General features: G+C 67.0%; 14 protein-coding genes. 5 read left to right on the top strand and 9 right to left on the bottom strand.

What is annotated here, in order from left to right:
• Window positions 1–127: 127 nt before the first annotated feature.
• From ACFU4Z_RS03550 to ACFU4Z_RS03560, 3 genes are read right to left on the bottom strand one after another with little or no spacing between them, the layout of a single operon-like run.
• On the bottom strand, window positions 128–988 hold the full coding sequence (locus tag ACFU4Z_RS03550) for a carbohydrate ABC transporter permease (RefSeq protein WP_379059436.1): 861 nt from the start codon (window positions 986–988) through the stop codon (window positions 128–130).
• Window positions 988–2,010 carry a carbohydrate ABC transporter permease gene (locus tag ACFU4Z_RS03555; RefSeq protein ID WP_379059438.1) on the bottom strand — a complete coding sequence of 341 codons (1,023 nt, stop codon included), beginning with the start codon at window positions 2,008–2,010 and terminating at the stop codon, window positions 988–990. The genes ACFU4Z_RS03550 and ACFU4Z_RS03555 overlap by 1 nt, the downstream gene beginning before the upstream one ends.
• Window positions 2,011–2,048: 38 nt before the next feature.
• Window positions 2,049–3,350, bottom strand: coding sequence for an ABC transporter substrate-binding protein (locus ACFU4Z_RS03560; RefSeq protein WP_379059440.1), 1,302 nt, complete (start codon window positions 3,348–3,350; stop codon window positions 2,049–2,051).
• A 181-nt stretch (window positions 3,351–3,531) separates the two neighbouring features.
• Between ACFU4Z_RS03560 and ACFU4Z_RS03565 the strand changes: the two genes are divergently transcribed.
• Both ACFU4Z_RS03565 and ACFU4Z_RS03570 read left to right on the top strand, forming a co-directional pair.
• Window positions 3,532–4,380 carry a DUF2786 domain-containing protein gene (locus ACFU4Z_RS03565; protein WP_379059441.1) on the top strand — a complete coding sequence of 283 codons (849 nt, stop codon included), beginning with the start codon at window positions 3,532–3,534 and terminating at the stop codon, window positions 4,378–4,380.
• Window positions 4,377–4,895 carry a TIGR04338 family metallohydrolase gene (locus tag ACFU4Z_RS03570; protein WP_379059443.1) on the top strand — a complete coding sequence of 173 codons (519 nt, stop codon included), beginning with the start codon at window positions 4,377–4,379 and terminating at the stop codon, window positions 4,893–4,895. The genes ACFU4Z_RS03565 and ACFU4Z_RS03570 overlap by 4 nt, the downstream gene beginning before the upstream one ends.
• Window positions 4,896–5,020: 125 nt before the next feature.
• Here the strand turns inward: ACFU4Z_RS03570 and ACFU4Z_RS03575 are convergent, their stop codons facing one another.
• Genes ACFU4Z_RS03575 through ACFU4Z_RS03585 form a run of 3 tightly spaced genes read right to left on the bottom strand, consistent with a single transcriptional unit; the run spans window position 5,021 to window position 7,485 of the window.
• The gene (locus ACFU4Z_RS03575) at window positions 5,021–6,004 is read right to left on the bottom strand and encodes an o-succinylbenzoate synthase (protein ID WP_379059444.1); all 984 of its coding nucleotides are present in this window, start codon (window positions 6,002–6,004) and stop codon (window positions 5,021–5,023) included.
• Between the two features lie 57 nt (window positions 6,005–6,061).
• Complete coding sequence (locus ACFU4Z_RS03580) at window positions 6,062–6,865, bottom strand: SDR family oxidoreductase (protein WP_379059446.1); 804 nt, start codon at window positions 6,863–6,865, stop codon at window positions 6,062–6,064.
• The gene (locus ACFU4Z_RS03585) at window positions 6,862–7,485 is read right to left on the bottom strand and encodes a TetR/AcrR family transcriptional regulator (RefSeq protein WP_379059448.1); all 624 of its coding nucleotides are present in this window, start codon (window positions 7,483–7,485) and stop codon (window positions 6,862–6,864) included. The genes ACFU4Z_RS03580 and ACFU4Z_RS03585 overlap by 4 nt, the downstream gene beginning before the upstream one ends.
• A 92-nt stretch (window positions 7,486–7,577) precedes the next feature.
• On the opposite strand from ACFU4Z_RS03585, the gene ACFU4Z_RS03590 reads away from it, so the two are divergent.
• Entirely contained in the window at window positions 7,578–7,901 is a 324-nt protein-coding gene (locus tag ACFU4Z_RS03590; RefSeq protein WP_379059450.1) for a hypothetical protein, read from the top strand.
• 82 nt (window positions 7,902–7,983) lie between these two features.
• Here the strand turns inward: ACFU4Z_RS03590 and ACFU4Z_RS03595 are convergent, their stop codons facing one another.
• Window positions 7,984–9,153 carry a thiolase family protein gene (locus tag ACFU4Z_RS03595; RefSeq protein ID WP_379059452.1) on the bottom strand — a complete coding sequence of 390 codons (1,170 nt, stop codon included), beginning with the start codon at window positions 9,151–9,153 and terminating at the stop codon, window positions 7,984–7,986.
• 100 nt (window positions 9,154–9,253) lie between these two features.
• Here ACFU4Z_RS03595 and ACFU4Z_RS03600 point away from each other — a divergent pair, with 100 nt between their 5' ends.
• Window positions 9,254–9,772 carry a winged helix-turn-helix transcriptional regulator gene (locus ACFU4Z_RS03600; RefSeq protein ID WP_379059453.1) on the top strand — a complete coding sequence of 173 codons (519 nt, stop codon included), beginning with the start codon at window positions 9,254–9,256 and terminating at the stop codon, window positions 9,770–9,772.
• Window positions 9,773–9,785: 13 nt separating this feature from the next.
• Here the strand turns inward: ACFU4Z_RS03600 and ACFU4Z_RS03605 are convergent, their stop codons facing one another.
• Window positions 9,786–10,433: an NADPH-dependent F420 reductase gene (locus ACFU4Z_RS03605; protein WP_379059454.1), complete on the bottom strand. Its 648-nt coding sequence runs from the start codon at window positions 10,431–10,433 to the stop codon at window positions 9,786–9,788.
• A gap of 103 nt (window positions 10,434–10,536) precedes the next feature.
• Window positions 10,537–11,610 carry an ABC transporter ATP-binding protein gene (locus tag ACFU4Z_RS03610; RefSeq protein WP_379059456.1) on the bottom strand — a complete coding sequence of 358 codons (1,074 nt, stop codon included), beginning with the start codon at window positions 11,608–11,610 and terminating at the stop codon, window positions 10,537–10,539.
• A 442-nt stretch (window positions 11,611–12,052) separates the two neighbouring features.
• Between ACFU4Z_RS03610 and ACFU4Z_RS03615 the strand changes: the two genes are divergently transcribed.
• Window positions 12,053–12,433 carry a hypothetical protein gene (locus tag ACFU4Z_RS03615; protein WP_379059458.1) on the top strand — a complete coding sequence of 127 codons (381 nt, stop codon included), beginning with the start codon at window positions 12,053–12,055 and terminating at the stop codon, window positions 12,431–12,433.
• Window positions 12,434–12,471 lie beyond the last annotated feature (38 nt).

The following is a 12,471-nucleotide window of genomic DNA, read 5'->3' on the forward strand; positions in this document are numbered from 1 at the left end:
CGCCCCGCCGCTGACCCGGCGCCCAGCTCCCCCGCGGCAGCCGGCCCCCCCGCGCGCCCCCCCCCCCCCCCCCCCCCGGGGGGCCCGCCAACACGCAGCGCCGCAGGCGCTGCACATCAGATACAGCTCAGCTCTTGACGCCGCCCGCGGTGAGACCGGAGATGATGCGGCGCTGGAACAGCAGCACCATGATCACCAGCGGAATGGTGACCATCGTGCCCGCGGCCATGATGGCGGCGTAGGGCTGCACCAGGGGGTTGTTGCCGGAGAAGCGCGCGATCGCGACGGTCACCGGTTCGGTCTTGTCGCTGGAAAGCAGTCGCGCCAAAAGGTATTCGTTCACCGCGGCGATGAACGCGAGGATCGCGGTGGTGAACACCGCAGGCGCCGCCAGCGGCAGCATCACCAGCCGGAAGGCCTGCAACTTGGTCGCGCCATCGATGCGCGCGGCCTCCTCGAGCTCCCACGGCAGCTCCGCGAAGAACGAGGCCAGGATGTAGACGGTCATCGGCAGCACGAACGAGATGTTCGGGATGATCATCGCCTGGTACTCGCCGATCCAGCCCAGGTTGGTGAACAGCTGGAACAGCGGCGTGACCAGCACGACCACCGGGAACATCGAGGCGCTCAGGATCAGCCCCGACACCAGGTACTTGCCCTTGAAGGTGAGCCTGGCCAGCGCGTAGGCGGCCAGCACGCCGAGCACCAGGGCGAACACCGTGGTGGCCGCGCCGATGACCACGCTGTTGAGCAGGGCCTTGCCGAAATCGTTGCCGCGGCTGGTGTCGAAGGCGTTGCGGAAGTTCTCGAACGTGACATGGGTCGGCCACGGGGTGTTGTCGAAGGTGAAGTCCGGATCGCGGAATGCCGTGACGGCCATCCAGTAGAACGGTCCGAGGCCCCACACCAGCACGATCAGCGCACCGAGGTACAGCCGCACGGAACCGAGCCGCTTGGTCCATGGGGTCGTGGTGGTCGTGGTGGCCATCAGTGCGCCTCCCGCTGTTCTTCCTGGGTCCGAACGGCATTCGCGCCCAAGACCTTCACCAACAGGAACGCCACCGCGAAGATGAGCAGGAAGGTGATCGTCGACAATGCGGCCGCACTATTCGGGCCTTGACGGACCTGCTCGACCACCAGCGCGGAGATCGGGCGGGTCGCCGGGTTGCCGAGCGTCATGATCGCGGGCAGGTCGTAGAGGCGCAGTCCGTCCATCGTCCGGAACAGCACCGCCACCAGCAACGCGGGCTTGAGCAGCGGCAGGGTGATCTGGGTGAAGCGCTGCCAGGCCGTCGCGCCGTCGACCTTGGCGGCCTCGTAGACGTCGGCCGGGATCACCTGCAGGCCTGCGAGCAGCAGCAAGGCCATGAACGGCGTGGTCTTCCACACGTCGGCGGCGATCACCGCGAACCGCGCGGGCCACGCCTCGGAGGTCCACAGGATGTGCGTGCCGAGCAGCCGGTTCACCACCCCGTCGTACTGGAACATGAACTCCCACAGTCGCGCGGTGACCGCGGTCGGGATCGCCCACGGAATGAGCACCGCCGCCCGCAGCAGGGCCCGGCCACGGAAGGTCTTTCCCATCACCATCGCCATGCCGAGGCCGAGTGTCGCCTCGAGGGTCACGGTGATCACCGTGAAGAACAGCGTCACGCCGATGGCGAGCCAGAACTGCGAGCCGAGGTTGCCGGTGGGGCAGGACACCGTCTCGCCGCCGGCCTGACACTGTTGGAACAGCCAATGGGTGTAGTTCGAGAATCCGGCGCTACCGCCCTCGACGAACATCCCGGTCGCCGGATCCAGCCCGGCATCCTTCTGGAACGACATGTAGATCGCCCGGAATACCGGGTAGCCGACGACGACCGCCAGCGTTATCAACACCGGCGTGACGAATAGCCACGCCTTACCGGAACTCCGAAGCTGCAATGCCAATGTTCCACCGAACCCGCGCTTCGGCGGCAGCTGGCCGTCGCTCGACACGCGGGTGGTCGTTCCCGAAGGATCCGACACCGTATCTCTCTCCTACAGGGCTGGGCTGGTCCGGTTCGCTATGAGCCGGCTGTCTCGATGCCCTTTTGCATACCGGTGATCGCGTCGTCGACCGATTTGGTTCCGTTCAAGGCGGCGTAGGCGTTGTCCTGGATGGCCTTGGACACCGCTGGATAGAACGGAGTCACCGGGCGCGGCACTGCGCTGGCGATTGATTCCTTGAGTGCGGGCAGGTACGGCATCTTCGCGATGAGTGCGGGATCGTCGTACATCGATGCGCGCACCGAGGGCAGCGCGCCCGCGGCGACGATGTGCTGCGCGTCCTCGCTGATGAGGAAGCGAAGGAAGTCGAGCGCGGTGGCCTTGTTCTTGGAGAACGCGCTGATGGCGGCGTTGTAGCCGCCGAGGGTCGAGGCGCCGACGCCGTTCTCGCCGGGCAGCGGCGCGACCCCGAACTTGTCCTTCACGGCCGAGGATTCCGAGCCGGCGTCACCGAAGGTGGACGGCCAGCTGCGCAGGAACATCAGCTTGCCCTGGGTGAAGGCGGCGCCGCTCTCCGGCTCCTTGAAGGTGATGGCTTCCTTGGGGATATCGCCGCTCTTGTAGGCGTCGACCAGCTGCTTCAGTCCCGCGCGGGACTGCGGGCTGTTCACCGTCGGGGTCTTGCCGTCGGCGCCGACGAAGGTGCCGCCGAAGGCGTTGATCACCTCGGCGGTGTTCACGGTCAGGCCTTCGTAGGGCGCGAGTTGGCCTGCGTAGCAACCGATGTTGTTCTGCTTGGCGACCGGACACTGCGCCAGCATTTCGGTCCAGGTCTTCGGCGGGTTGGGCACCAGGTCCTTGCGGTAGAACAGCAGGCCGCCGTTGGTGTTTCGGGGCGCCGCGTACAGGACGTTGTTGTAGGTGGCGCTGGCCACCGGCGGCGAGAGCAGCGCGGAGGTGTCGATGGAGAAGGTATCCCGCAGTGGCTGGATCCAGCCCTTCGCCGCGAACTCGGCGGTCCACGGCACGTCCATGGCGAACACGTCGTAGCTGGACTGCTTGGAGCGCATGTGCTCGACGAGGTCGTCGTACTGCTGCGAGGCGTCGTTCGACTGCTCCTTGAACGTCACCTGCTCGTCGGGATGCGACGCGTTCCAGCGCTCGATCAACTGCTTGACCGCACCCGTCTCGGTGGTGTCCTTGCCCTCGACATAGGTGATCGGGCCGCGGCCGGTGAGGTTCTGACCGGTCGGATTGCCCCCGCTGTCGCTGGAGCACGAGGCCGTGAACGTCGCCGCCAGCAGCGCCACTGAGGCAGCAGCCAGCACCGCTCGAGGCATGAGCGACGAACGCAGGGACGACACCTTCTTCAAAGCCATCGCGAATACTCCAAGGGTCGAGACGTGAGCACCAGCACACCAGAGGTGCACAACGCAAGATACATGGTGTTCATGTGCCACGGTGGATTACGCCTACCGTTTGTGCGGTTGTATGGTCACGCGTCCAAGCGCAGGTCTGCGGTCGTACTCGGTCCGGGACAGCCTATTAGGCTTGTGCCCGATGACTTCGCCGAATGCGGTTCCCGACCGGATGCTCACCCGGATCGGCGGGCTGCTGCGCAAGGCCGAATCCACCGATAACGAACATGAGGCCGAGGCGTTCCTCGCGGCCGCGCAACGGCTGGCGACCAAATCCTCGATCGACCTGACGGTGGCTCGCTCGCACGTCGCGGGGCGCGAACGCAGGCCTGCACCGGTGCAGCGGATCATCCCGATCGGCCAGCCGGGTAAGAAGGGGTTGCGCACCTACGTGCAACTGTTCGTCGCGATCGCGGCCGCCAACGACGTGCGCTGTGATGTTGCGCGGACCTCCACCCAGGTGTACGCCTACGGCTTCGATTCCGACATCGATACCTGTGAGGCCCTGTATGCCAGCCTGCTCGTGCAGATGGTGCGGGCGTCGGATCAGTACATCAAATCGGGACAGTATCGAACCGCGACCGTTGAGAAAGTTGTCACCGAAAAGCGGTGGGGACGAAGGGTGCAACGCCGCGTGCAAGCTCCGGTCGCGGCGGTGACGGCCAGGCTGAACTTTCAGATGGCCTTCGCCGCGCGGATCGGGCGCCGACTGGCGGCGGTGAAGGCCGAGGTCGAGGCGGAGATCGTGCCGGAGACCTCGGCGGCGGGCACCGCATTGGCCCTGCGCAACAAGGAAATCGAGCTCACCGACTTCTACTCGCAAACCTCCGAGGCGCGCGGCACCTGGCGTGGCCCACAGGGCTCGGCCGGTCATTCGGCGGCGGCGCGCCGTGCGGGCGACGCGGCGGGGCGGGCGGCCCGGCTCGGCACCTCGCCCGAACTCGGCGCTGCGCGCGGTCGACTGGCACCGGGCGACGGCACATCCTCATGAGCCCGCGAGACAGCCAGCGCGCCAAGGTATATGACGCCGAGCAGCTGGTGCGCGGGGTGTTCGACCGGGCCGACGAGCACGGCAATCGCACGGTCGAGCTCTACGGATCGCACCTGACGCTGCCGATCGAGCGCCGCTTCGCCACTGTCGATTCGGTGCAGGCCTACGCGGACAAGGTGCTCGGGCTCAATTGGGTTCGTGCGCAGTGGCGTCGAGCCGAGGTGGCCGTACGCGTCCGGTCGAGGGCCGGTACGACGGCCGCGCATTACGAGGTCGAAGACGCTGTTCTGGCGGTGCCGCTGCACACCGGAGGCACCGCGTGGGCGCTGCGCGAACTCGTTGTGCTGCATGAACTCGGCCACCACCTGGAGCCCGCGCCCGCTTCGGTGGCGCCACACGGTCCGGAATTCTGCGGTCGCTATCTGGATCTGGTCGACGGCGTCATCGGACCGGAAGCGGCGTTGGTGCTGCGGGCGACGATGCTGGGCTGCGGTGTGCGGTTGGGATCGGGTTGAATCGGCGGCGCACCACCGTCCACCCGCACCCTGCTGTCCCTCCGGTGCGGCAAATCCGCGACATGCGGCTGGGTGCTGCTTCTGGCCGGTCCCGCCTCTGGCTGGTCCCGCTTCCGGCCGCGGGCTCAGGGCAGCAGCTCGAGCACTCTGTCGAAGCGGTTGTGCCACCACGTGATCCGGTCCGGATCTGGATGTCGATACCGCTCTAGTAAGACCGGGTCCGGTTGCGGCGGTGTCCGTGGCACGTGCAGGAATCCGTCGACCGGGCGCAGCGATTCGGCGACCACGTCGCCCTCGAACAGGGAGGTCGTGCCGAGCCCGCAGGCGAAGTCGAGTTCGGGCAGTGCCCCGGCCAGGGCGAGTTGGGCGGCGAGGCCGATGCTGGTTTCCAGGGCGGAGGACACGACACATGGCAGGCCCGCGGCCGAGGCGACCTGTAGCGCGCGCCGCACGCCACCCAGCGGCGTGCACTTGAGGACCGCGATATCGGCCGCGCCTGCGACGGCGACCCGCAGCGGATCCTCCGCCCGGCGAATGGATTCGTCGGCGGCGATGCGCACACCCACCACGCTGCGCACCGCGGCCAGTTCCTCGATCGTCCGGCACGGCTGTTCGACATACTCCAAACCGCTTGCCGCCCTGTCGATCCGGGCGATGTGGGCAATCGCGGTTTCCACATCCCACACCGCGTTGGCATCCACCCGGATCGCACCGTCCGGTCCGAGTGCCTCGCGTACGGCCGCAACGCGGGCGAGGTCTTCGGCCAGCGATTCGGGATGGTCGGCGACCTTCACCTTGGCGGTGCGGCATCCGGACTTTTCCACGATGTCGTACGCGCGCTCGGGGTCGACGGCGGGCACGGTGCAATTGATCGGGATCAGCTCACGCACCGGTTCCGGCCAGCCCACCGTGACCTGTTCTATGGCGGTGGCCAGCCAACCGGCCGCTTCCCGATCGTCGTACTCGGGGAACGGGCAGAATTCGCCCCACCCGAGTGGCCCACGCAGCAGCATCCCCTCGCGCACTGTGATGCCGCGGAAACGAGTCCGCAGCGGAATGGCGTACACGATGGTCTCGGTGACGGCGTCGTTGTCGGCGGTGATCACCATCGCCACCCTACGACCGCGGTCGGCTACCCGGTTCGGCCGCGTCGATCGAGCGCGCGGTCAGCGAAAGTCGGCGATGTGGTCGGCGGCCCACTGCGCGTACGTCCGTGCGGGTACACCGGTCACCGACTCGGAGGTCGGCCCGACCGGCATGGGCTCGGTCCCGGCTTTGGCCCACATGTCGAGCACCGGTTTGTACAGGAACTCCGCTGCTTGCTCATAGGTCAGCTCGACAAACTCCACCGGTTCACCGATCGCCGTCGCGATGAGCTCGACCATGCTCCGCTGCGACAGCGATTCGGGCCCGGTCAGTGGATAGATCTTGCCCGCATGTCCGGGCTCGGTGAGCGCGGCGACCGCCGCGGCCGCGATGTCGGCTTCGTGGATGGGGTTCAGCTGCAAATCCGGAAAGGGCAGCCGCGCAACTCGTTCCGACTTGATAGCGGCCGCCCACCAGCGGGAGTTGGCCGCGAACGCGCCCGGCCGCAGCACGGTCAGCGGCAGGCCGGATTCCTGTAGCGGCCGCTCGACGGCGAGATGGCGTGCGCCGATCGTATTGTCTTCGCTTTCCGCCGCGATCGATGACAGCAGCGCTACGTGTGCGACCTCGCCGGCTTTCGCGGTGCCGATGAAGTTCTCGATGCCATCGGGTGCGGCGTACACGAAGGCCCGGTCCACACCGTCGAGCGCGGCGGCCACCGACGCGGGGTCGGTCATGTCGAGGCCGACCAACTCGACCCCGTCGGGCACGGTGGTCGCGGTCGGATCGGAACTGGCCGCTCGCACCGGCTTTCCTGCGGCGAGCAACTGGTCGATGACGGCGCGGCCGACAATGCCGCGGGCGCCGGTGACGAGGTAGGTCACGGGGTCTCTCCTTCGAAATGTGGTGCGGTGAGATGAGCGAGGATCCGGCGCAATTGCTCGCCGTACCGTTCTTCGAATTCCGGTGTCTGTGGATCGATCCCGAACAGTTCGCGGACCTGCGCAGGCAGCAGCAGCGGCGCGATCACCATGCCCATCGCCGCGAGCTGGAACGACGCGGGATCGAGATCGGCAGCGATCTCCCCGCATTCCTGCCGCCGCCGGGTGCTCTCCAGGTCCGCCTCGTGGATCGGCTTGGGTGTGGTCTCCGGCGCGTCGTCGGCCAAGCCCCGCCACATCAGCAGCCGGATGCCACGCGGGTCGGCGAGGGCGTGCCGCAGATATCGGGTCATGACTTCGCCGAGCGGCAGCGACGGATCGGCGAAATCGGCTTCCTGTTCCAGCCATTGCCGCTGCAACGCCTGATAGAGCCCTTCTTTGCCGCCGAAGTAGTAGGTGATCAGCTGCTTGTTGACCCCGGCGCGGTGGGCGATGTCGCTGACTCGCGCCCCTGCGTACCCGCGCGCCGAGAACTCGTCGAACGCGGCATTGAGCAGGCAGCGCTTGGTTCGCTCGGCATCACGTACCCGGGAGCCGGGCTCAGGGGTGCGGTGTGTGGGCACCTGACCAAGCTATCCGATAATTTTACAAATGGCTAACTAATTTAGACGCATGGATGATTCGATAACCGGCTTCGGCGCGTCATGCTTGGGGTATGGCGTGGAATCGACGGCACCGGTTGCTGGATCCTGTGCGCGCTGTCATCGGCTCGCTGATCGGCATCGGATTCGCATGGACGACCGCCGCTTTCGTGCCGCTGTACGAACTCGCGGCGGATGCGGGTGAAATGCGACGGCTGTCGGTGGCCTATGGCGTCGCTTGGGCCGGCATCGCAATGTCGTTGGCATACACGGCGATGCTCTTACTGGCGGCACTGCGGGCGCGCAGGCCCATCGGCTGGACGCCGCTCATTGCGCTGCCGCTGCTGGTCGGAGCCTGGGTCGCCGGTTTCCTGGTCGCGATCGTCGTCTCCGGGTGAACGACATGCCCGTCGCACCGAGCGATGCGACGGGCATTGTCGGTCCCGGACGGTTGTCTTCGGGATCCGGATCCTTTGGGTATCAGAGGCGTTCGAGGATGGTGGCGTTGGCCAATCCGCCTGCCTCGCACATGGTTTGCAGGCCGTAGCGCGCGCCGCGGTCCTGCATGGCGTGGACCAGGGTGGTCATCAGGCGTGCGCCGGAAGCGCCGAGCGGGTGGCCGATGGCGATGGCGCCGCCGTTGACGTTCACCTTGCTCAGGTCGGCGCCGGTGTCGTGCGCCCAGGCGAGAACGACGGGGGAGAACGCCTCGTTGATTTCGATGAGGTCCATGTCCGAGAGCTGGAGACCGGCGCGTTGCAAGACCTTTCGGGTGGCCGGGATAACCGCGGTGAGCATGAGCAGCGGATCGTCGCCCGCGACCGCGAAGCTGTGCAGCCTGGCCAGCGGGGTCAGGCCGAGCTCGCGGGCGCGTTCGCCGGTCATGATCAACACTGCCGCGCTGCCGTCGCTGACCTGGCTCGCCGTCGCGGCGGTGATCTCCCATCCGATCTGCGGGAAGCGAGCGGCCATGGCCTCGTCGTAGTAGGCGGGACGCAGCTTGCCGAGGGTTTCCAGGGTGCTGCCGACGCGGATGCCTTCGTCGGTGCGCAGGCCGTTGATCGGCGCGAGTTCCTTGGTGAACAGGCCGTTCTTCGTTGCCAGCGCGGCTTTCTCGTGGCTGGCCAGCGCGAATTCGTCCAGCTGCGTACGAGTCAGTCCCCATCTGGCCGCGATCAGCTCGGCGCTGATGCCCTGCGGGACGAGGCCATCGGGATAGCGCTGCGCGAAACCGACACCGGACAGATCCTCGGATCCGACCAGATTGGCGCCCATGGGAATTCGGCCCATCGACTCGACACCCGCCGCGACGACGATGTCGTAGGCGCCGGCGATGACACCCTGGGCGGCGAAATGGATGGCCTGCTGGCTGCTGCCGCATTGCCGGTCGACGGTGGTCGCGGGCACCGATTCCGGATAGCCCGCGGCCAGCGCGGCGCGCCGGGTCATATTGGCGCCCTGCTCGCCGACCTGAGTGACGATGCCGCCGATCACGTCGTCGATGAGCACCGGATCGATGCCGCTGCGGTCCACCACCTCGCGCAGGCTGTGCGCCAGCAGATCCACTGCGTTCACGTTGTGCAGCGCCCCGTTCGGCTTGCCCTTGCCGATCGGTGTGCGTACCGCCTCGACGATCACTGCGTCTCTCATGGTGGTTCCTTCCAGACCGTGAGCCAACCCCTTCGTCTGGCTCTATTGGCTTATAGTCAGGTTAACGCCTGGATATGGTCGACTCAAGCCAGCTATCGCTATGATGTTCGTCATGGCAGCCGTGATGGAAGGACCGTTGGCCGATCTGAGCTCGTGGAAACCCGAAGGATGCTCCATCGCGAAGGCGATGGATCTCGTCGGCACCCGCTCGGCGGTCCTGATTCTGCGCGAGGCCTACTACGGCACCCGCCGCTTCGACGGTTTCGCCGCACGGGTCGGGATCACCGATGCGGCCGCGTCGGGCCAGCTCCGGAAGCTCACGGAGGCGGGTCTGCTGGCCAAGCGGCCGTACCAGGAAGCGGGCCGTCGTACGCGCCACGAGTATGTACTGACCGACATGGGCCGCGATCTGCTACCCGCGGTGCTCGCACTGATGCAGTGGGGCGACACCTACCTGCAGCCGGGACCGGCGCCGTTGCTGCTGGTAGAGGAGTCCAGCGGCGCGCCGGTCCGGGTTCAGGTTCGCAGCGAGTCGGGCAATGAGATCGCGCTGGAGGAACTCGGCATTCGGCTCAATCCGGATTATGGGCGCGCGGGCCGGGCCGGCCGAGCCGAGTAGCTCCGCGCTGTCGTCAGCCGGTGACGACCGCGTAGTTGATGTCCTCGGTACCCAGCTTGCTGTGCAGCGACACCCACAACAGCACGAGTGGCTCGGTGCTGCGGGCGGTTTCGAGGGCGCCGAGGTCGATGATCTGCTCGCTGGTCCAGCCGAAGGAATTGAGCAGAGCGGCCACTTCGGACTTGGCGGACTCGTCATCGCCACTGAGAAATACATTGTGCCGACCCGAAATTCGGGACGGGTCGACCATCAGCTGGTTGTTCATCGTGTTGAGGGTCTTCACGACCCGCGCCGCCGGGAAGGCCTGTTGCAGCTGCTCCGCCACGCTGCCGGCCTCGGGGATGGCCAGCTTGGGCGGAAACCCGCCGGAGAAGTCCAGCGCGTTCGAGACATCCACGATGACCTTGCCGCTCAGATTCGCCGCACCCGCGGCGGTGAGCGCGGCCAGCGACACCGTGCCCGACGTCGCATTGATCACCAGCTCGGCGGCCGCCGCCGCCTGGGCGAAGGTGCCGTGCGCGCCGCCGGTTTCACCTGCCCACGTGGCGGCGGCGGCATTGTCGGCGGTACGCGAGCCGAGCGTCACCGCGTGACCGAGCTCGACCAGCTTGCTCGCGAGCCTCCTGCCGACCTCTCCGGTGCCGAGGACCGCTACCCTCATCGCCTGCTCCTACCGTTGGGTCTATATCCGCGGACCCGAGTGTAGGAACGCCGCGCCCCGTTCACCAGCTGTTCCGCGTTGGGCGAACGGGGCTTTCGCGGGCTCAGGACAGGCGGCGTCCGTCCGCGGCCGAGAAGAAGTAGGTGTGCTCGGCGGAAGTGGACAACCGCACCCGGTCGCCCTTCGCCGGCGGGCTGCGCCAATCTGCCCGCGCCACAATGGTTTCCCCGGTGTCCCCGTCCACGGCGCGGCCGTAGATGTAGGCGTCGGAGCCGAGCTCCTCCACCACGTCGACCTCCAACTCGATCCCGGTGTCGCCGCCGAGCTCGAGATGCTCCGGCCGGATGCCGACGACCACCGAGCCCTCGGCCGCGTCGGCGACCGAGCGCGGGACCTGCAGCGGGTGCCCGCCGAGGGACACCGCGCCGTCGGCGACCGGCAGCGTGAACAGATTCATGGCGGGCGAGCCCATGAACCCGGCGACGAACATGTTCGCCGGCTCCCGGTACAGGTCGCGCGGCGTCGCGCACTGCTGCAGCAGCCCGTCCTTGAGCACCGCGACCCGATCGCCCATGGTCATGGCCTCGACCTGGTCGTGGGTGACGTACACGGTGGTGGTGCCGAGGCGACGCTGCAGCTGGGCGATCTGGGTGCGGGTCTGCACCCGCAGCTTGGCGTCCAGGTTCGACAGCGGCTCGTCCATCAGGAACACCTGCGGCTGGCGCACGATCGCCCGGCCCATCGCGACGCGCTGGCGCTGGCCACCGGAGAGCGCCTTCGGCTTGCGATCCAGATACGGCTCGAGGTCGAGCAATTTGGCCGCCTCCAGCACCCGCTTTTCCTTCTCCGCCTTGGCGACCTTGGCCAGCTTCAACGCGAAGCCCATGTTCTCGGCGACGGTCATGTGCGGGTAGAGCGCGTAGTTCTGGAACACCATCGCGATATCGCGTTCCTTGGGCTCCGCGTGCGTGACGTCGTTCTCGCCGATCAGGATTCGCCCGCCGTCGACCTCTTCGAGGCCGGCGAGCATGCGCAGCGAGGTCGACTTGCCGCATCCGGACGGACCGACCAGAACAAGGAATTCGCCGTCCGCGATCTCCAGATTCAGTGCGTCGACGGCAGGTTTATTGCTGCCCGGGTAGAGCCGGGTAGCGCTTTCGAAGGTCACCGTGGCCACGGCAGATCACTTCCTCTCACCGGCAGGAACGTGCCGGACGATCCGAGTAAGGGGTTGAGCGGCGATACTACTGGATCTGCTCGGTTCGTGCTCGAAATGCTCGAGTTCGCGCGCTCCGGGCTGTGTGCTGAACCTGCGCAGTCGGCGACGACTGGGTGGTGCGACTGCTGACCGGACGTGTCGGTGTGTGTTCTCGACAGTGCGCCGACCGCCGGCCGCGCCGCGCCGAACCACAACGCCTCGGTCATGCGGAAACCCAGTCGAGGCTCGCCCGCGGTCCCCGGTGCCGTCACCCGTTCGAACAGTGCCGAACGCGGCACTACCGGATGTTCGGCCGCAGGGCGGGGTGCCGAGCTGTAGGGCATCGGCCCGATACGGTCGGGAGTTGTTGTCTGGCAACATGGCTGAGTTCACTTCGTTCAATGTGAGGAGTCGGTACTCGATGAGAAGTCTTCGGAACTCTGTTTCGGTCGTTATCGCGCTGGCCGCCGCCGGTGTGGCTTTGAACGCGCCGCAGGCATCGGCCGAGATCGGGGTTCAGGTCATGATCGCGGGGGGTGGGCTCAGCAATGGGTTCGGGACGGGCTGTAGCTACGACGTGGTGGCGAACGGCGCCACCGGTGTGGGCATGAATTTCTATGACAATGGTGTCTTGTTCGCCGCGACGGAGGGAAGTCCGACCCCGAAGACGCACGTGGCCAGATGGGCTCCGGCGACGGCTGGGACGCACACCATCCTGGTCGATCAGAACGGGGACGCCAAAACTGTCGTCCTCACGGTCGGTACCGGGATCAACGCGGGAAGTTCTTGCCTCGTGATCTAGCCGGTCGGCCACGTCGCGTTATCTCGCGCTTGTCGTGC

Source organism: Nocardia sp. NPDC057440 (assembly GCF_042802915.1).
In the GTDB taxonomy this organism is placed as follows: Bacteria; Actinomycetota; Actinomycetes; order Mycobacteriales; family Mycobacteriaceae; genus Nocardia.